This window comes from Niveispirillum sp. SYP-B3756, assembly GCF_009495745.1.
Classification (GTDB): Bacteria; Pseudomonadota; Alphaproteobacteria; order Azospirillales; family Azospirillaceae; genus Niveispirillum.
In genome coordinates, this window is the sequence record NZ_WIDQ01000005.1 from 213,966 (window position 1) to 233,232 (window position 19,267).

A 19,267-nucleotide genomic window follows, 5' to 3' on the forward strand; every position below is an offset into this window, starting at 1 on the left:
GCTAAGCATACGCCGATTTGGTGTCACCCCTTCCGGATTACACACGTTCGATCAGTCACCTTCGTCGGAACCCGCGCGCCGAAAGACGATAAACAAGCCGAGGAATAGGCCGAAAGAACGGATGGGCAAGACCTCAGCCGACCACCCCTTTCGCGCGGAAATGGCCCGACAACCCCATCGGCAACCCCATCGACAACCCCATCGGGTTACCCCACCTTCCTGCGGGCTGTTTGCCTTCTGTTGCGTTGAAACGCCGGCCCTTTCCTATAATAACAGGACGCAGGGAGACGCCCCGTCTCCGGTCAATGACGTTTGCCCACCGCCGCAGCAACAATTTCTTTGACGTTTGATAAACATCAGGAAACGAACATCCCCGCCCCAACTATCCGGCCGGGAACGAACCTGCGAATTGTCTGTTGGTGACATATCAGCGGCTGCAAGGGCCTTTTGCTCGGGAATCTGGAATGGACGGTTTCACGCAGGTCAACCGCATCCTGGCGATCGACACGCCGCTTGGGCTCGATCAGTTGCTGTTGGAAGCGCTGGAGGGGACGGAGGGCGTGTCGGCGCTGTTCAATTTCCGCGCCACGGTGCGGGCACAGACCGATAATCTCGACCCGGCCAGCCTGGTGGCCCAGCCGGTGGATCTCCATCTGCGGCTTCAAGATGGCGTCTATCGCAGTTTCAACGGCATCGTCGCCGGGTTGACCGCCGGCCATGCCGCCGGGCGCGGCCAGCGCCATTATGAGCTGGAGATCGTGCCCTGGCTCTGGCTGCTGACCCGCACCAGCGATTGTCGCATCTTCCAGAACAAGAGCAGCCTGGAAATCCTGGCCACCATCTTCGATGAGATGGGCCATAGCCAGTATGATTTCTCCATGGCCGGCTCACCGCCACCCCGCCCCTATTGCGTGCAGTATCGGGAGACCGATTTCGCCTTTGTCTGCCGCCTGCTGGAGGAGGATGGGCTTTACTATTTCTTCCGCCACGAGCCGGGCAAGCACACGCTGGTGGTGGCAACGCAGACCGCCGCCTATCAATCCGGGGCCGAGCCCAGCATCCCGTTCAGCGCCACCTCGGCCCTGTCCAACCATATCAAGGACTGGCGACGGCGCCATTCCTATCAGGCCAGCGCCTGGACGGTGGCCGATTACAATTTCGAAACCAGCAAGCTACGCCTGAACCAGACGGTTCCCACCCTCTCCAATTTCCAGCAACAGCCCCAGCACGAACATTTTGAGTTTCCGGGCCTTCATGCCGATCCTGGCCTGGGCGAACGCCGCGCCAAGCTGAACATGCAGGCCGAGGAAGTGGAGCGCGAAACCATCCAGGGCGTCAGCGATTGCCGCACCCTGGCCCCCATCGGCCGCTTCCTGATGACCGGCCATCCGGTGATGGCGGAAAACAGTTCCTATGTCGTGCTGTCGGTCAGCCACAAGGCCGCCGACCAGTCCTATGAAACCAATGGCGGCAGCAATACGCAGTACGAGAACAGCTTTACCTGTATCCCGGCAGCCACCCCCTTTGTCCCCCGCCGCACCACCCCCCGCCCCACCATCCCCGGCCTGCAAACGGCCGTGGTGGTGGGGCCCAAGGGGGAGGATATCCATACCGACGCCTATGGGCGGGTGAAGGTACAATTCTATTGGGACCGGCGCGGCACGGCGGACGACCGCTCTTCCTGCTGGATCCGGGCAACGCAAAGCTGGGCCGGGCGCGGCTTCGGCGCACAGACCATTCCGCGTGTGGGCATGGAGGTGGTGGTCGGTTTCATGGAGGGCAACCCGGATCGCCCCGTGATCCTGGGGCTGGTGCCCAATTCCGAAACCGCCGCGCCCGTTTCGCTGCCGGCGCAGAAGACGCAGACAGCCTTCCGCACCCTGTCCAGCCCCGGCGGCAACGGCTTCAACCTGTTCTCCATGGAGGATAAGGCGGGTGGCGAGGAACTGGCCTTCCATAGCCAGAAGGATCTCTCCACCGTCGTCCAGAACAACCAGTTCATCCAGATCGGCAATGGCGCCATCCAGCGCGCCAAGAACCTGATGGTCTTCCAGGTCGGTGAAAGCGCCATCCAACTGACGCCAGACAAGATCATCCTGGTCTCCAACGGCTCCACCATCATCATGGACAAGACGGGCATCAGCCTGGATGGGGACTATATCTGGCTGAACACCAAGGAGAAGGTGCCCCCGCCGGAAGCAGAAGAGGTGCAGGTCTCCGGTGGCGGTGGCGGCGGCGGGGCGGCTGCCGGCAATGGTGCCGCCAGCGGCAGCAGCGCCACGTCGGCGATCAATGGGCAGAACCCGGCCGGCGAGAGAACCGCCAGCGCCTCGGGTTCAGCATGGGCCGCCAACAAGACGACCGGGCCGGTCACCGCCAAGGTGATGGGTGCCGAAGGCTCCGTCACCGGCACCGTGAGCAATGACAAGGCCACGGTGGATGCCAAGGGCGAGGCGGCATTGGCCCGCATTTCCGCCAAAGGCCAGAATGACTGGGGTGAGATCGGTGGCGGCCTGGATGTCTTCGCCGCCGAGGCCGAAGGCCATGCCGGCATCACCAAGAACGGCCTTGGCGCTGCGGGTGAGGCCAAGGCCGCCATGCAACGGCTTTCCGTGGAAGGGGCGCTGGGCAACAATGATTATGGCAAGATCGGCCTGAAAGGCACGGGCGAACTGTTCTCCGCCGATGCCAAGGGCCAAGCCCTGCTGGGCGATGACGGGCGCTATATCGGTGCCGCCCTGGGCGGCAAGGCCGGCGCCCGTGTCGCCCAGGCGCAGGCGGAAACCAATGTCACCATTCCCATCGGCTGGCTGCCCGGCGTTCCGGACGACTGGACCATCTCTGGCAAGGCCGGCGGCGGTGTTTCGGCCGGCACGGCGGAAATTGGCGGTGGCGGATTTGGTTACTATGACCGTCAGACATCGCGCTACCATGGGGGTGGGTTCGCCGCCATCGGCGCCCTGTTCGGCGTCGATATCGAGGGCGAGGCCAGCATCGGGCCCGCGCCGAAGAAATGATGCATTGTCGATTGGAAGCGGCAGCCATTTTCGCCGCGCGCAACATAATCCGAGGGAAAGTGCGATGACCGAGATGCGGACAACCATCCAGGCAACGCCGGCCGATCTGGCCCGCGATTACCTGCAGCAGCCCTTTCCCAGCCCCTATCCCGCCTTCGCCTTCACGCTGCGCATCCCCAAGGATTGGCTGTGGTTCGAGAAGGAGGGCAATCCGACGGAGCCGAACGGGCAGTTGCAAAAGCTGGCCGCCTATGGTGACCGGACCGATCAGAGCCTGATCGAAGTGCTGGCGCTGCGGCTGGAACGGGAAATTGCGCCGGAGGATTGGCTGGAACAATGGGTGATGATCAACCAGTTTCAGGTACTGGGTCATCGCTCCATTCCCTCCACGGCCGGCCGCAACGCGGATGTTCTGGCGAAGAAGATGATTGCGGGCCGCCCGGTCCTGTTCCGGCTGCGCACATTCAAGAATGGCAAGTTCCTCTATCTGCTGCATTGTTTCAGCGATGAGGCGCATTATCCCCAGGTGGAGGAAGCCTTCCTTGTCGCCGCGGCCAGCTTCCAGTTGACCCAGGTGCAGGCACAGCAGCCCTATGCGGAACCCATGCAGGAACTGCCCTTGAACAAGGTGTTCCAACTGGGGTTCAAGGTGCCCACCTCCTGGATCGCGCAACCAGACAATAGTGCCGGCCCCGACAGCCAATCCTGGAATCTGGCCAATGGGGATGGCACGCCGGTGGGCTTCCTCAACGTGCTGACCAGCACCGGGGCCAGCACGGCGGAGATGGCGGCGGCCCCGGTGATCGCCAATCTGCGCAATATCGGCGCCGATCTGCGGGAAGTGCCCCTGACGCCGGTGGATGCCGGGCTGCCCGGCATTCACCTGTCGGTCGCCGAACGCGAAACCAGCCTGAACGGCACGCCGGCCCACCTGCGCCAGACGGTGATCCGGACGGCAAAGGGCTGGGCCGTCTTCACCCTGCTGTCGCCGGCCCCCACCCCCGACCCCTATCTGATCGGGCCGATCAACCGGCGAGCCTTTGACATCGCTTATGGCAGTTTCCTGGCCGGTCTGGTGCCGCATTGAGTGCCACGCCCCCCGCAAGGTTAAGCCCGATGGGGCGCCTGGTGATGGCCTTGCCGGCGGGTCGGCAACTGGCCCTGACCGTCGCCATCCTCGCCGGATTTCTGGGTGTGATCATTGGCATCGGCTTCCTGCTGGAAGGCCGGGGCCGGGAAATGAGCGGTACGGTGCTGAACGTTTATCGCATCGCTCTGGGGCTGCCGGCCTGGTTGCTCTTCTGCCTTTTCATCCGCTGGTATCTCTCCTTCGTATTGAAGAAGGTGGCTCAGTTTGAGCCTTTTCCCGACGCGGTGCCCGCCATATACCGGCTCTGGCTGGTCCCCTACAGCCGGGCGGATATCGCCCATATCCATGCCACAGGGCGTGGGGCCGACCTGTTCGCCACCAGCATGTTGATGCTGGCCAGCTTCGGCCTGCTTTACGCCATTCTGGCCACATAACCCGAAATTCGGGCCACGGGATCAATCCTGAACGGCCTTTGAGACGAGGGCACCTATGAGATCCCCCCTTACCCATCTTCTTGCCTGTGGTTTTCTCTGTCTTGCGGTGATGGCCCCGGCGGGGGCAGGCATGGCGACGGACAGCACATCCGCTTTGCAGACCCGTGTAACGGCGAGCAAGGAAGAGATCATGCGGTCCTATATTTTGCAGGACTTTCCCAGCCCCCACCCGCCTTTCGCCTTCAATATCCTGATGCCCAAGGACTGGCTCTGGTTTGAAAAGGAAGGGCGGCCAACCGCCCCCAATGGCAAGCCGCAGTTGCTGATTGCCTATGGTGACAGGGGCGACACAAGCCTGGTGGAGATTTTGGCGCTCAAGACCGAACGGCCGGTCGTACCCGCCGACTGGCTGCATGAATGGTTGAAGGCCAATGATTATCAGATCCTGGCCAACCGCATCATCCCGGCCGCCACGGGGCGCAATGCCGATGTAAAGGCGCGCAAGATGGTGAAGGGCCGCCCTGTTCTGTTCCGCATCCGCACATTCCAGAAGGATGATTACATCTACATTCTTCATTGCTTCAGCGATGCGGAAACCTATCCCCAGGTCGAACAGCATTTCCTGGTCGCGGCGGAAACCTTTGAACTGACAGGGAACACCAAAAGCACGCCCTGATACTGGCGGGGGCCGGGCAAACCATGACCGGCACCAAAGCTGTTCAGTCCACAGCGTGGCTTTACCAATCAGAGATACCCCCCTTTCGCCCCAGGGCTCGCCGTTAGAACGGTCAGCACCCGACCGCGTTTAAGGTAGAGAGAAAGGCAGCAATGATCGCCTGTCACGGGAAGTCAGGGTCATCAGCCAGCGTGACCCGCTCCTGAAATCACGTCTCGCAGGCTGTCCCGTCTTGCAGAAGAGGTTCAGCAGATGTCGGTCTTCGCCACCCTGTTCCAGCCGGGCGCCATTGGCTCCGGCTTGGGCATCCCCCCCTTCACCCCCTTCAACCTGCAAACCCCGGGTGCGCTGGCGGAAATGGCCAAGATGGCAGCCCAGGCGCTGCCGGGGCCAGCCGGACAATTGCTCAACCCGGCGCTGCAAATGGCCCAATCGCTGGCCGCTGGTGGACCGCAGGCCGGTGCCGCCAGCGCCCTGAATGCCGGTATGGCACAGGCGGCATCCGCCTTGGGCAACGCCGTGCCAGGGATGCAGGCGGCCAGTGGTCTGCTGCAAGGCGGCATGGCACAAGCGGCTTCCGCCCTGGGGAACACCCTGCCGGGGATGGCAGGTGGGGAGTCTGGTGCCCTGCCCGGTAACCTGCCCACCTCCGCCGATCTGGACGCCGTGGCACAGCGCTTCGCGCCGGCCGGCCAGAATGCCCTCTCCAGCCTGCAGGGCATGATGCCCGGCAGCGCCACCACCACCGGCCCTGCCGGGCAGGCCGCTTCAGCCCTGGCGACAAAGGCCATGGCAGGGGAACTGCCCAAGGCCGACGATCTTCTGGCCGCCGCCCCCGCCACCGGGAACCAGAAGATCGATCAGGCCGTTTCCGTGGCCCGCACCCTGCGCCAGCCGGGTTGATCACCCCCCTCTCCGCCCCATCCTGTCAGGACATCCCATGTCGCAGACCTGCCGCACCCGCGATTTCAGCTTCCAGTTGCCGGATGACTGGACCGACCGGTCGATGATCGCCTGGGCGGGCCCCTCGGATAATAGCGGCCCGGTCGCCCCCAATATCATGGTGGCCTATGACCGGCCGCGTCCGGGGGAGGCGTTGGGGGCCTATGTCAACCGGCAGATGGCGGACCTGTCGTCGCGTGCCCAGGGCTTTCAGTTGGAATTACGGCGCGACGTGATGCTGTCGGGACGGCAGGCGGTGGAAGTGCTGTTCCAGTGGAATTCCGGGGCCGGCATGGTGAAACAGCGCCAGCTTTACGCGCAACTGCCGGATGGACGCCTGATCTCCATCGTCAATACCGCCCCGGCGGAACGCTTTGCCGCCTGTGATCAGCAGTTCCTGGCTATGCTGAACAGCTTCACCTGGCCAGCCCCGGGCGCGGCGGCCTGAACCATGGATGGCGAGTTCAACGCCGCCCGCGAAGGCGACCCGATCGAGCATAGCAGCGCGCTGGCCGGCTTCCTGGTCGGTGCCGCCATCGGTCTGGCGGCGGCGGTCGCTGTGGTTGCCGTGGTGGGTACCGGTGGTGCGGCCCTGGCCGTTGTCGGGGCCGTGGGTGGCATCATGGCCTCCACGGGTTCGGGGGCCCTGCTGGGCCAGGCGTTGGGCAGCACCTTCACCCATGCGGCGGGCGAAATCGCCCCCACCTGTTCGGATAATGTGATCATCAATGGCAAGCGGGCCGCCCGCGCCATTGAAGACAAGGGCAAATGTTCCGACCATGGCCCGACACCGCAACGCATTGCCCAGGGCAGCCGTACCGTCGTCATCAATGGCCAGCCCGCCGCCCGCATCAAGGACAAGCTGGAATGCGATGGGGTGATTGCCGCCGGCTCCCCCGATGTGTTCATCGGACGGGAGCCGGGCAATTACCTGCCCATCGATAGCGAAGTGCCGGAATGGATGGTGGATACCGCCAATTTCCTGGTCATTGCCGGCTCGCTGATGGGGCTGGGGGCGGGGGCCGGTGCCGCTTTTCTGGCGCGCGGCCTCTGCGGGCTGGCACGCTTCGGCGGCACGGTCGTGGGCGGCATGGCCGGGGGGATGGCCGGCGGCAAAGTCGGTGGTGCGGTCGGCCAAGCCTATTGGGGCGAGCGCGGTCGCATCATCGGGGAGGCTTTGGGCGGCTCCATCGGCGGTTTCGTCGGCGGTGGCCTGGGCAACCGCATGACTGCCGGCCACCCCGTCGACGTGGCCAGCGGGGAACTGTTCACCGAGGCCCTGGATTTTGAGGTGGCGGGCCCCATCCCGCTGGTCTGGGGGCGGGTCTGGATGTCCAGTTCCACCCATCAGGGGGAATTGGGGTCCGGCTGGCACCACCCGTTCGACATGGCGCTGTATCGCTGGGTGGCGGGTGGTGGCTGGGCTGCGCGGCTGAGCGATGGCAGGCTCGCCTTCTTCCATGATCCCGCCCCCGGTCGCCCGGCGCTGAACAGCGTTGAAAAGCTGCTTTTACAGACAGATGGCCTGGATTATTGGCTGACCGACTATCAGGGCACGCGCATGGCGTTCGGGCCGGCGGATGCCGGTGGCCTGCACCGGCTGGTGGGCGTGGCGGATGCCAATGGCAACGCCATCCGCCTGTCACGCGGCGACCAGGGCCGCCTGCTGGGCATCATCGACAGTGCCGGGCGCGACTATACGGTCGAAACCGACGATGCAAGCCGCATCACCGCCATCGACGCACCCCACCCGGAGGGACCGGATGCGGATGGCCAGCCCCGGCGGCTGCGGCTGGTCAGCTTCCGCTATGACGCGGCTGGAGACATGGTGGCCGCCGCCGATGCGCGCGGCCATGAATGGCACTATCGTTACGAAAACCACCTGCTGGTGGAAGAGGTTCGGCGCGGCGGTCTTGCCTTCCATTTCGTCTGGGATGATGTGGCGCGGGGCCGTGCCGCCCGCTGTGTGGAAACCTGGGGCACCAACGGGCTTTACCACGCCAAACTCAGCTATGACATCAGCGCCCGCACCACCGAAGTGGTCACCGGGCGCGGGGCGAAAAGCCTGTATCGCTGGAACCCGCTGCACCTGATTGATGAAGAGACCGACCCGCTGGGCCAAATCACCAAGCGGGAGTTCGATCAGGCGGGCCGGCTGGTATCCATCACAGGCCCCGATGGGGCTATTCTGCGCCTGACCTATGATGAGTTGGGCCGGCTGGTGGAACGCGTCACCCCCGATGGGGCGGTGCTGAAGCTCGGCTACGGCGTGCCCGTGGATGGCGACCTGACCCGGCCCAATCTGGGCCGCCCGGCACAGGTGGTGGAGCCCGATGGGGCCACCCATCGCTTCACCTATGATCCGCGCGGCAATCTGGCCCAGCATATTTCCCCCTCCGGCCAGCCGACCTCCTATCTGCGCGATGGGCGCGGCCTGCCGCTGGCCCTGCACGATGCGTTGGGTACCATCCAGCGCTTCACCTGGTCCGCCGGTGGCGACCTGCTGGCGGAAGCGACGGAGAAGGGCCCCTATCGGCAATATGATCATGATGCGTTGGGCCGCGTTATCTCCGTCCAGCGCGGCACCGATGCGCCGCTGCGCCTCAGCCGGGATGAAAATGGCAACCCCATCACCATCCACCGCCCCGATGGCGGCAAGGTGGAGTTGGACTATGACGCCGAAGACCGTGTAACCCGCCATAAAGACCCGCTGGGGCGGGTGACGCGCTGGCGTTACGACGGGTTGCCCTATCCGCTGGAACGTACTGCCGCCGATGGCTCGCGCTTCCAGTATCACTACGATAGCGAACTGAACCTGATCGGCCTGACCAACGCCAAGGGCGAACGCTATCGGCTGGATTATGATCCGGCTGGGCGGCTGGTGGCGGAAACCGGGTTTGACGGGCGGCTGATCCAGTACCGGCGCGATGCCGCCGGCTTTGTGGTGGAAAGCACCGACCAGGGCCGCGCCACCCTGTTCAGCCGTGATGTGCTGGGCCGGCTGGTGGAGGCACAGTTCGCCGACGGTCGTGCCCACCATTACCGGTATGATGTGGTGGGCCGATTGCTGGCGGCGGAAACGCCGGGCCATGCCAACCTGTTCGCCTATGATACTGATGGTCGGCTGGCGGTGGAACGCCAGGGCGGCCTGGAAATCCGCCATCTGCATGATGCGCGCGGCGGCCGCATGGCCACGCTGCTGCCCGATGGGCGGCGGGTGGAATTGGCCTGGGGTGACGATGGGCTGCCGTCTGCCGTGGGCTGTGACGGGCGGGAGATTGCCCGTTTCCAGCGCGACGCGGCGGGCCGGGAGATCGGTCGCCAAGCCGGCAGCATCTTCCAGCGCCAGGATTTTGACCCGCAAGGCAGGCTGATCCGCCAGGAAGGGGTGCGGCGCGGCGGTGCTGTCAGCTTCAGCCGGGCCTATGGCTATGATGGTGCCGACGCGCTGGTAGCCATTGAGGATGCCAAGCGCGGGGTTCGGCGCTATCGCTACGATGCCTGCGACCGGTTGTTGGCCGTGGAAGGCACCAACCCGGAAAGTTTCGTTCCCGATCCCGCCGGCAATATCCTGGCCTCGGGTGCCGATGCCGGTTTCTGGGGTGGGGAGGCCAAGGGCGACCGGCTGCTGGTGCATGGCGATGCCAAGTTCCAGTATGATGCCTGGGGTAACCGGGTGCAGGAATGGCGGGCCGCCGGCGGGGCGGTATCGCTGACCTACCGATACGATGCCAGCAACCGCCTGGTGGCGGTGGAGCGGCAGGATCGGCGGGGCCGCACCCTGGCCCGCTATGGCTATGATGCGTTCGGGCGCCGGCTGTGGAAACAGACCACCCATCTGCCCCCCGCCAGCGCCAATGATGACGCGCCCTCCCCCGCCGGCGAAGCGCCGGATCTGGTCTGGCAGCGCACGGATTTCCTCTGGGATGGCGATGTGCTTCTGGGCGAAAGCGCCACCCACGCCCCCGATGCTCCCAGCCCCGATCCGCTGGCCGTTGTCTATCTGCACGAGCCCGGCAGCTTCCGCCCGCTGGCCCAACTGCGCCGCAGCGGCGGAGCGGATCAGCGGCCACAGGTCTATCATTACCACCTGGACCATCTGGGCACGCCGCAGGAACTGACCAACGATAATGGCGAGTTGGTCTGGCAGGCGGAATACCGCGCCTGGGGGGCCTTGGCGAAGCTGCATGTGGCGGATGTCGAAAACCCGCTGCGCTTCCAGGGCCAGTACCATGACCCTGAAACCGGCCTGCACTATAACCGCCACCGCTACTACGCCCCCAACGAGGGCTGCTTCACCACCCAAGACCCGATCCGGCTGGCCGGCGGCAGCAACCTTGCGGCGTACACCACAAATCCAGTCCAGTGGATCGACCCGCTGGGGTTAATGCCGTGGGCATGGAATCCCAACGGAATGGGGCACCATCTCGTTTACCGAAACAAAGCAAACTCAGCAGGCCTCACCCATCTCGGGACCGCAAAAGACACCCCAACTTTCTTCCCCAGCAATTATGAGCCCGGGATGCACGAGGCGATTCACCGTGCACAAGATCCCTATGTGGGCGGACGTCAAGGGACATGGGCAGGAACGCCTGACGAATTGCTCGAAGCATCAAGGAAGGGCCTCGGCGACGTCGCAGAAATCCGGGGCGATCTTAAGGTTCCGCGCACCGGGGAAATTCTTGCGCGTGACGTAACCCCCGAACAAGCTTATGATAAGCTGATGGAATGGCACAATGAGAAAACAAAAAATTCATCAATTACAGGAGCAAAAGGATGCAAGTTTTAGATTTCACTGTTGAAGAAAACGGAATTGTTATTTTCGACAAGAATGTCGTAAAAAGATTTTACGGAAGCAAAATTAAAGACGGTGATGATTTACTAAATAGATTCATGACCTCAGATGAGGGAGACGACGCCTTAAAAAACGGACTTATTGTTCCAGTTCTTGCTATAGATGATATGGGATATGATATTATCATTAAAATGGACAACGAGAATTGCCCAGAAGAATCTTTCATTATTTTTTCGAATGGCACATACCCGCTTCACATTGAAGAATTCGCTTGCATATACGATCTATATAGCATCATGCATTGGAGCAATGAATCTGAAGATGGGGTTCGAATAAATATCGAAAAGGGATATTACGGCGTCAATATACATGGATACCGTATAGATGATGAAAACGGCCACATAAAGAAAGCTGGTTATATTTTCTCATTTAAGAAAGAAAGCGATCTTCCAAAAGTTACTGGAGAAACCGGATCTCCAATGCGCGTTATAGATTTATAAACACAGGTGCTTATCAAGTAATTACCTGACGGTCGCTGTCAAACCGGCAGCCTATCCAGTGCCGGGGTTTTGACCCGCAGGGCCGGTTGCCCCGTCAGGAAGGGGGGGGCGACGTGGCGGTGCCGTCAGCTTCAGCCGCGCCTATGGCTATGATGGTGCCGACGCGCTGGTGGCGATTGAGGATGCCAAGCGCGGGGTGCGGCGCTATCGCTATGATGCCTGCGACCGGCTGCTGGCCGTGGAAGGCACCAACCCGGAAAGTTTCGTTCCCGATCCCGCCGGTAATATCCTGGCCTCGGGTGCCGATGCCGGCTTCTGGGGTGGAGAGGCCAAGGGCGACCGGCTGCTGGTGCATGGCGATGCCAAGTTCCAGTATGATGCCTGGGGCAACCGGGTGCGGGAATGGCGGGCCGCCGGCGGGGCGGTCTCTCTCACCTACCGGTACGATGCCAGCAACCGCCTGATGGCGGTGGAACGGCAGGACCGGCGGGGCCGCACCCTGGCCCGTTATGGCTATGATGCGTTCGGGCGGCGGCTGTGGAAACAGACCACCCATCTGCCCCCCGCCAGCGCCAATGATGATGCTCCCTCCCCCGCCCCCGCCGGCGATGCGCCGGGTCTGATCTGGCAGCGCACGGATTTCCTCTGGGATGGCGATGTGCTTCTGGGCGAAAGCGCCACCTACGCGCCCGATGCCCTCAGCCCCGACCCGCTGGCCCAACTGCGCCGCAGCGCCGGGGCGGATCAGAGGCCACAAGTCTATCACTACCACCTGGACCATCTGGGCACGCCGCAGGAACTGACCAACGATAATGGCGAGCTGGTCTGGCAGGCGGAATACCGCGCCTGGGGGGCCTTGGCGAAGCTGCATGTGGCGGATGTCGAAAACCCGCTGCGCTTCCAGGGCCAGTATCACGACGCTGAAACTGGCTTGCACTATAACCGCCACCGCTACTACGCCCCCAACGAGGGCTGCTTCACCAGCCAAGACCCGATCCGCCTGGCCGGCGGCAGCAACCTTGCGGCTTACGCGCCCAATCCGGTAGAATGGGTCGATCCGCTGGGTCTGTCCAACTATCCAGGGGTAGACTTCAAAGGAAGCCCAGACCTATTTCCTACGACAGGGGATCAGCGCAATATAGTTCAGATTAATATGCAGGGTGCCAGAGGCCGAGATTTCACACAGGCATTTACTGAATCTAATATTCCTAGAGCAGATGCGTCTGATTACACCTGGCACCATCTGGATGATTTTGATCCGGTGACCGGGAAAACTACTATGCAGCTTGTCAAGACATCAGCACATGAAGCTACATTCACACACAGCGGTTCAGTTTCGCAGTTTGAGAAGCACTTCGGCGTCGAATACGACACCCGCGACGCTGTTAATATCGCCGATGAGAACGGATGGCTGAAAGGCCGGCCTCCAAGATGATGCCCCCTGTAACTTAGGAGAAACTGATGACTGAGTTATCTCTCTCCAAAACTCACCACCCCCTTTCTGAAGAAGATATGCGATTGTTAGAAATAGAATTGAAATTTCCGTTACCAGAGTATTTTAAGAAATTTTACCTAAAACACAATGGCGGCACACCAAATCTTTCTTGTTTTGAACCCGATGATCCTAATTATGATGCATACGAGATAAGTCAATTTCTACCAATAAAGGACAAAACATCAGATGGAAGAAATATAGAAAACACGTGTCAAAAAATGCGGAAAAAGGGTGTTTTCCCGAGCGACCTAATTCCATTCGCCAAAGATTGGGGTGGGAATTTTTTTTGCATAACCCCCAACGGTTCTGTGATTTTTTTTCCACAGATTCTTGGAAATCCGAACTAACGAACATAGAAAACCAAAAAAAAACCATCCGCCATTTATGTGGATCCTTTAAGGAGTTCATATTGAGGCTAGAGGAAGTGTAATTTTCTCGGAGGCGATAGCGCCCCGAAACCGCTTGGTGGCGGTGGATCGGCAGGATCGGCGGTGCCGCACCCTGGCCCGCTATGGCTATGATGCGTTCGGGCGGCGGCCGTGGAAACAGACCGCTCACCTGCCCCCCGTCATCGCCAATGACGACGCGCCCTCCCCCGGCGGCGATGCGCCGGGTCTGGTCGGCAGCGCACGGATTTCCTCTGGGATGGCGACGTGCTGCTGGGCGAAAGCGCCACCCACGCGCCCGATGCCCCCAGCCCCGATCCGCATTGGCATCGCCAACAAAGCCCAACGTTTGGCCGTCGAAACACACCGTCCCAAATCCAGGCCGATGCACTGAATCCACAAGGCGCTGCTTATCGGGATTCCCAAGCGATGATTGATGGTGCAAGTTTCGAGAATAAAGCGGCGGCGGAGGCGGCAGCCGCGCAAATTCGAGAACTCTCTGGAGGATTGTAATGAACGTTGATTTCCGATTTGGCCGGATGAGTAAACTACTAAGGAAGCCTGTAACGGATCCAGAAGTCATTGCCTTAGCGAACATCTCAGATGATGTGGTGAATAAATCTGCACATTCAGGATTTATAAACTTTAAGAATATCGGCCTAACCATAATGTTAAAAGAAGCTCCTTGGGTGATAAATTATTATAAACCCGGAGATGAGACTGTCCTGTATGTTGACGGTATACATTTTTATTCGGAAGGATATGAAGAACATGCAAAATACTCTGAGGAAATGCCACATGGTTTAAATTTTGGAGACACGAAGGACGATGTATTGAAAAAAATGGGAGAGCCATATTCTACTGGTGGCGGAAATTACGTTAAGTTACTAAATAAAAATTCTCCAATGTGGATAAAATATATGATTGGGGATGATGTTCTACATATTCAGATTAACAATGATGAGAGAGTCGATCTTGTATCTTTATCCGTAATTACTCCAGCAATCAAATAGCTCAACTAACGCATCAAATGGCTATGATGGTACCGACGCGCTGGTGGCGATTGAGGATGCCGAGCGCGAGGTTCGCCTCTATCGCTATCTGGCTTTCCTGGAAAATATGAAACTATCGGCAAAGCCTGGCGCTGGGTTTGGCAGGAGGTCATTCCGTTTTTGCCTTTCCCCGCGAGGCCATACACATACTCTATACAACAAACGCCATCGAGGCCCTGAATTCAAAGCTCCGCCGCGCCGTCCGCACCAGTAGCCATTTTCCCAATGACGAGGCCGCGCTGAAACTGCTGTTCCTGGTCTTGGAAACAAGGCCGAAAAAGAGTGGAAAATGCCCGCCCGTAAATGGACGGCGGCCAAGGCCCAAATGGCTGTCCTGTTCGGTGACAGGTTCACAAAGGCGATGAACGCCTGATTTGAATCCGCCCGGCCAAGCACGAAATTCCTAATAGTCCCGAACGAGGGTTGCATCACCACTCAAGACCCGATCCGCGCAGCCTCAAATCCCACCAGTTCCACACCTTCCGCCACCTGATCACCGACCTGATAGCGCAGATGCGTTACCGTGCCGTCAGAGGGGGCCTTCAGCGTATGTTCCATCTTCATCGCTTCCAGCACGATGACCGGCTGCCCCTTGGTGACAGCGGCCCCTTCTTCCACTAGCAGGGCGATCACCTTGCCCGGCATCGGGGCGGTCAGGTGGCCATGGCTGCCGGCATCACCATGGCTGCCGGTATGGGGATCAACCAACAGCAGCCGGTGGGTGCCGCCGGCATGGAACAGGGTCACGCCCTCCCCCTCCCGTACCCAGCGCGCGGTCAAGCGCTGGCCGTCCAATTGCGCGGACAGGGTGCCGTCTGCGGCCAACGTGGCATCGCACAGCAGCAGTTCCCGCCCAGCGGCCTGGATGGCGAAGCCATCGCGCGCCCAGGTGACAGTGACAGGGATTTTCGCTGTCCCTTCCCCCGGTTCGTACCATTCCAGCCGGTCCTGCGCTGGCAAGTTCAGCAGGAAACCACCCACAGCGCCCCAAGGATCGGCAGCGCCCGGTTTGCGGCGGGAAAGAACCAGCCCCAGGCTGGCCAGTGCCAGAACATCCGCCGCCGGGGCCGCGTGAGGTGGCAGTAGGTCCGCGCCATAGCGATCAATAAACCGCGTATCCAGATCCGCCGCCAGAAAGCCCGGATGGGCCGCAATGGCGGACAGGAAGGGCACATTGGCGTTCAACCCGCCAATTTCCGTTGCCGCCAGCGCCCGGCGCAGCCGCTGAACGGCGGACGCGCGGTCGCGGTCCCAGACGATCAGCTTGGCGATCATCGGGTCGTAATGGATGGAAATGGTATCACCCGCCTGCACGCCCGTATCCACCCGCACATGCGGCCCCGCTTCGGGGAAGCGCAGATGGCTCAGCCGGCCCGTCTGCGGCAGGAAGCCCTTGGCCGGGTCTTCGGCGTAAAGCCGCACCTCAACGGCATGGCCGTTGATCGCCAGTTGGTCCTGGCGCAGCGGCAATGGCTCGCCTGCCGCCACCCGCAATTGCCATTCCACCAGATCCTGGCCGGTAATGGCCTCCGTTACCGGATGTTCCACTTGAAGACGGGTGTTCATCTCCATGAAGTAAAAGGAACTATCGCTATCCAGCAAGAACTCCACCGTGCCGGCGCCGACATAGCCGATGGCCTGGGCCGCCGCCACCGCCGCCGCCCCCATGCGGGCGCGGATGGCGGGGTCCATACCAGGGGCCGGCGCTTCCTCCACCACCTTCTGGTGCCGGCGCTGGATGGAACAGTCGCGCTCGAATAGATAGACGCAATCACCCTGACTGTCGGCGAAGACCTGGATTTCCACATGGCGCGGGCGGGCCAGATATTTTTCGATCAGCACCCGGTCGTCACCGAAACTGGCCTTGGCCTCCCGCTTGGCCGACGCCAGCGCCGCCGGAAATTCCGCCGCTGATTCCGCCACCTTCATGCCCTTGCCGCCGCCGCCGGCCGACGCCTTGATCAGCACGGGGAAGCCGATGCGCGCCGCCTCTGCCGCCAGCAGGGCTTCATCCTGGTCAACGCCATGATAACCGGGAACCAAGGGCACGCCGGCCCCTTCCATCAGGGCCTTGGCCTCTGACTTCCCGCCCATGGCGCGGATGGCGCTGGCCGGCGGGCCGATGAAGACCAGCCCGGCAGCGGCCACCGCCTCGGCAAAAGCAGCATTTTCCGACAGGAAGCCGTAACCGGGATGGATGGCATCCGCCCCCGCCGCCTTGGCCGCCGCGATGATGCGATCACCCAGCAGATAGCTTTCACGCGCCGGGGCCGGGCCGATATGCACCGCCCGGTCGGCCATGGCCACATGCATTGCACCGGCATCCGCATTGGAATAAACCGCCACGGTGGACAGGCCCAGCCGGCGGGCGGTGCGGATCACCCGGCAGGCGATCTCACCCCGGTTGGCGATCAGAACTGATGTGATCCGGCTCATTTCACCCATCCCGGTTTGCGCTTGTCAAAGAAACTGGCCAGTCCTTCGCGGCCTTCATCCCCCGCCCTGGCATCGGCGATGCGGGCGGCGGTGTCGGCCACCATGGCATCGGTCACCGGACCATCGACTGCACGGATCAGGCCCTTGGCAGCCGCCAGGGCCAACGGCCCGCCAGCCAGCAGATTGGCAATGTGACGTTTGGTGGCAGCGTCGAGATCGTCGGGCCCCACCACCTCATGCACCAGCCCCAACTGATGGGCTTCCACCGCCCCAAACCGTTCAGCGGTGAGGAAATAGCGGCGGCAGGCCCTGGCCCCCATGGCGGCCACCACATAGGGGCCGATGGTGGCGGGGATCAGGCCCAAACGTACTTCCGTCAGCGCGAACTGCACGGCATCCGCCGCGATTGCGATATCGCAAGCCGCCACCAGCCCTACCGCCCCGGCAAAGCAATGGCCGTGGATCACGGCCAGGGTCGGCTTGGGGCATTCATTCAGGGTGCGCAGCATGGTCGCCAAGCCCATGGCGTCGGCGACATTTTCCTCCCGGCTATAGCTAGCCATCCGGCGCATCCAGTTCAGGTCGCCACCGGCGGAAAAGCTCTTGCCCGCCCCGCGCAGCACGATGACGCGCACGGCAGGATCATTGCCCAGCCGCTGGAAAATACCGGTCAGGTCGGCAATGACCGTATCGTTGAAGGCATTGTGGATTTCCGGTCGGTTCAGCGTGACGGTGACCACGCCGCACGGATCGATGGATGTAATGATATCGCTCATCGCTTTCCCCCCATCACATCCGGAACACGCCGAATTTCGCCGGCGGAATGGGCGCGTTCAGCGCCGCCGACAAAGATAGGCCCAGCACATTACGGGTGTCGGCAGGGTCGATGATGCCATCATCCCACAGCCGGGCAGAGGCGTAATAGGGGTGGCCCTGGCGTTCATATTGCTCCCGGATCGGGGATTTGAATGCCTCTTCATCCTCCGCACTCCAGTCCCTGCCCTGCGCCTCCAGCCCGTCGCGGCGCACGGTGGCCAGCACATTGGCCGCCTGCTCCCCCCCCATCACGGAGATGCGGGCATTGGGCCACATGAACAAAAAGCGCGGGTTGAAGGCACGACCGCACATGCCGTAATTGCCGGCCCCGAAACTGCCGCCGATGATCAGCGTCAGTTTCGGCACATTGGCGCAAGCCACCGCCGTCACCAGCTTGGCGCCATCCTTGGCGATGCCGGCATTCTCATATTTCCGGCCCACCATGAAGCCGGTGATGTTCTGCAAGAACAGCAAAGGGATTTTGCGCTGGCAGCACAGTTCAATGAAATGGGCACCCTTCACCGCACTTTCGCTGAACAGGATGCCATTATTGGCGATGATGCCCACCGGCATCCCCCATAACCGGGCAAAGCCGCAGACCAGTGTGGTGCCATAGTTCGCCTTGAACTCATCCAGCTCCGATCCATCAATGATGCGGGCGATGATCTCCCGTACATCATAGGGTTTGCGGGTGTCGGTGGGGATGATGCCGTACAGGTCATCCGCCGGATAAAGCGGTTCGCGCACCGGCCTGATATCTATCTCCGGGTTCTTCACCCGGTTCAGGTTGCCGACAATGCGTCGCGCGATGCCGAGCGCGTGGCCATCATCGCTGGCCAGATGGTCGGCCACGCCGGAGATGCGGGTGTGAACGTCACCGCCACCCAAATCCTCTGCCGACACCACCTCCCCCGTCGCCGCCTTCACCAAAGGCGGGCCGCCCAGAAAGATGGTGCCCTGGTTCTTCACGATGATGCTTTCATCCGCCATGGCGGGCACATAGGCCCCGCCCGCCGTGCAGGAACCCATCACCACGGCGATCTGCGGCACGCCGTTAGCCGACAGGGTGGCCTGATTATAGAAGATGCGACCGAAATGGTCGCGGTCGGGAAATACCTCATCCTGATTGGGCAGGTTAGCCCCGCCGCTATCCACCAGATAGACGCAAGGCAGGTTGTTTTCCCGGGCGATATCCTGGGCGCGCAGGTGTTTTTTAACCGTCAGCGGATAATAGGTGCCACCCTTCACGGTGGCATCATTGGCGACGATCACGCATTCCTGGCCGGCGACCCGCCCGATGCCGGTGATGATACCGGCGGCGGGCACATCATCGGCATAAACTTGGTAGGCCGCCAACTGGCTGAATTCCAGGAACGGCGTGCCGGGGTCCAGCAAGGTGCGCACCCGGTCGCGGGGGGAGAGCTTGCCACGTGCCAGATGCTTGGCCATCGCCTTCTCCCCCCCGCCCTGGGCGATGCGGGCGACATTGGCACGCAAATCATCCACCTGGGCGCGCATGGACGCGGTGTTTTCCGCAAAGGCCGGGCTGCGCGGATCGATAGCGGTGGGGAGGATGGGCATGGGGGGCCTCGCAATGACCGCGCTTGCCTTTTTCCCACCGTCACCCT

At 61.8% G+C, this 19,267-nt stretch carries 15 protein-coding genes and 2 pseudogenes; 14 read left to right on the top strand and 3 right to left on the bottom strand.

What is annotated here, in order from left to right; genetic code table 11:
• The first annotated feature begins 464 nt into the window (after positions 1-464).
• From tssI to GE253_RS13235, 14 genes and pseudogenes are all read left to right on the top strand, one after another.
• Positions 465-3,017 carry a type VI secretion system tip protein TssI/VgrG gene (tssI, locus tag GE253_RS13175; RefSeq protein ID WP_153204581.1) on the top strand — a complete coding sequence of 851 codons (2,553 nt, stop codon included), beginning with the start codon at positions 465-467 and terminating at the stop codon, positions 3,015-3,017.
• A gap of 64 nt (positions 3,018-3,081) precedes the next feature.
• On the top strand, positions 3,082-4,104 hold the full coding sequence (locus GE253_RS13180; RefSeq protein ID WP_153204582.1) for a hypothetical protein: 1,023 nt from the start codon (positions 3,082-3,084) through the stop codon (positions 4,102-4,104).
• Between the two features lie 29 nt (positions 4,105-4,133).
• Positions 4,134-4,541: a hypothetical protein gene (locus GE253_RS13185; RefSeq protein ID WP_153204583.1), complete on the top strand. Its 408-nt coding sequence runs from the start codon at positions 4,134-4,136 to the stop codon at positions 4,539-4,541.
• 190 nt (positions 4,542-4,731) lie between these two features.
• Complete coding sequence (locus GE253_RS13190) at positions 4,732-5,217, top strand: hypothetical protein (RefSeq protein ID WP_211101441.1); 486 nt, start codon at positions 4,732-4,734, stop codon at positions 5,215-5,217.
• A 252-nt stretch (positions 5,218-5,469) separates the two neighbouring features.
• On the top strand, positions 5,470-6,120 hold the full coding sequence (locus tag GE253_RS13195; RefSeq protein ID WP_153204585.1) for a hypothetical protein: 651 nt from the start codon (positions 5,470-5,472) through the stop codon (positions 6,118-6,120).
• Between the two features lie 37 nt (positions 6,121-6,157).
• Complete coding sequence (locus GE253_RS13200; protein WP_153204586.1) at positions 6,158-6,607, top strand: DcrB-related protein; 450 nt, start codon at positions 6,158-6,160, stop codon at positions 6,605-6,607.
• Positions 6,608-6,610: 3 nt separating this feature from the next.
• Entirely contained in the window at positions 6,611-10,948 is a 4,338-nt protein-coding gene (locus tag GE253_RS13205) for an RHS repeat-associated core domain-containing protein (protein WP_153204587.1), read from the top strand.
• Positions 10,936-11,454: a hypothetical protein gene (locus tag GE253_RS13210; RefSeq protein ID WP_153204588.1), complete on the top strand. Its 519-nt coding sequence runs from the start codon at positions 10,936-10,938 to the stop codon at positions 11,452-11,454. Before GE253_RS13205 ends, GE253_RS13210 begins: the two co-directional genes overlap by 13 nt.
• A gap of 160 nt (positions 11,455-11,614) precedes the next feature.
• Positions 11,615-11,941, top strand: a pseudogene (locus tag GE253_RS26670) (hypothetical protein); the annotation flags it as partial.
• Positions 11,918-12,889, top strand: coding sequence for an RHS repeat-associated core domain-containing protein (locus GE253_RS26675; protein ID WP_348770852.1), 972 nt, complete (start codon positions 11,918-11,920; stop codon positions 12,887-12,889). The pseudogene GE253_RS26670 and the gene GE253_RS26675, both read left to right, overlap by 24 nt.
• A gap of 26 nt (positions 12,890-12,915) precedes the next feature.
• Positions 12,916-13,296: an SMI1/KNR4 family protein gene (locus GE253_RS13220; RefSeq protein ID WP_153204590.1), complete on the top strand. Its 381-nt coding sequence runs from the start codon at positions 12,916-12,918 to the stop codon at positions 13,294-13,296.
• 306 nt (positions 13,297-13,602) lie between these two features.
• Positions 13,603-13,848, top strand: a complete 246-nt coding sequence (locus tag GE253_RS13225) for a hypothetical protein (RefSeq protein WP_153204591.1) — start codon at positions 13,603-13,605, stop codon at positions 13,846-13,848.
• Positions 13,848-14,348 (top strand): hypothetical protein, encoded by a 501-nt coding sequence (locus tag GE253_RS13230; RefSeq protein ID WP_153204592.1) that lies wholly within the window; start codon positions 13,848-13,850, stop codon positions 14,346-14,348. Before GE253_RS13225 ends, GE253_RS13230 begins: the two co-directional genes overlap by 1 nt.
• Positions 14,349-14,450: 102 nt before the next feature.
• Positions 14,451-14,760 (top strand): annotated as a pseudogene (locus GE253_RS13235) (transposase); the annotation flags it as partial.
• 62 nt (positions 14,761-14,822) lie between these two features.
• Here the strand turns inward: GE253_RS13235 and GE253_RS13240 are convergent.
• From GE253_RS13240 to GE253_RS13250, 3 genes are read right to left on the bottom strand one after another with little or no spacing between them, the layout of a single operon-like run.
• Entirely contained in the window at positions 14,823-16,823 is a 2,001-nt protein-coding gene (locus GE253_RS13240) for an acetyl/propionyl/methylcrotonyl-CoA carboxylase subunit alpha (RefSeq protein WP_153204593.1), read from the bottom strand.
• On the bottom strand, positions 16,820-17,599 hold the full coding sequence (locus GE253_RS13245; protein ID WP_153204594.1) for an enoyl-CoA hydratase/isomerase family protein: 780 nt from the start codon (positions 17,597-17,599) through the stop codon (positions 16,820-16,822). Before GE253_RS13245 ends, GE253_RS13240 begins: the two co-directional genes overlap by 4 nt.
• 13 nt (positions 17,600-17,612) lie before the next feature.
• A complete protein-coding gene (locus GE253_RS13250) occupies positions 17,613-19,220 on the bottom strand; it encodes a carboxyl transferase domain-containing protein (RefSeq protein WP_153204595.1) in 1,608 nt (535 codons plus the stop codon).
• Positions 19,221-19,267: the final 47 nt, after the last annotated feature.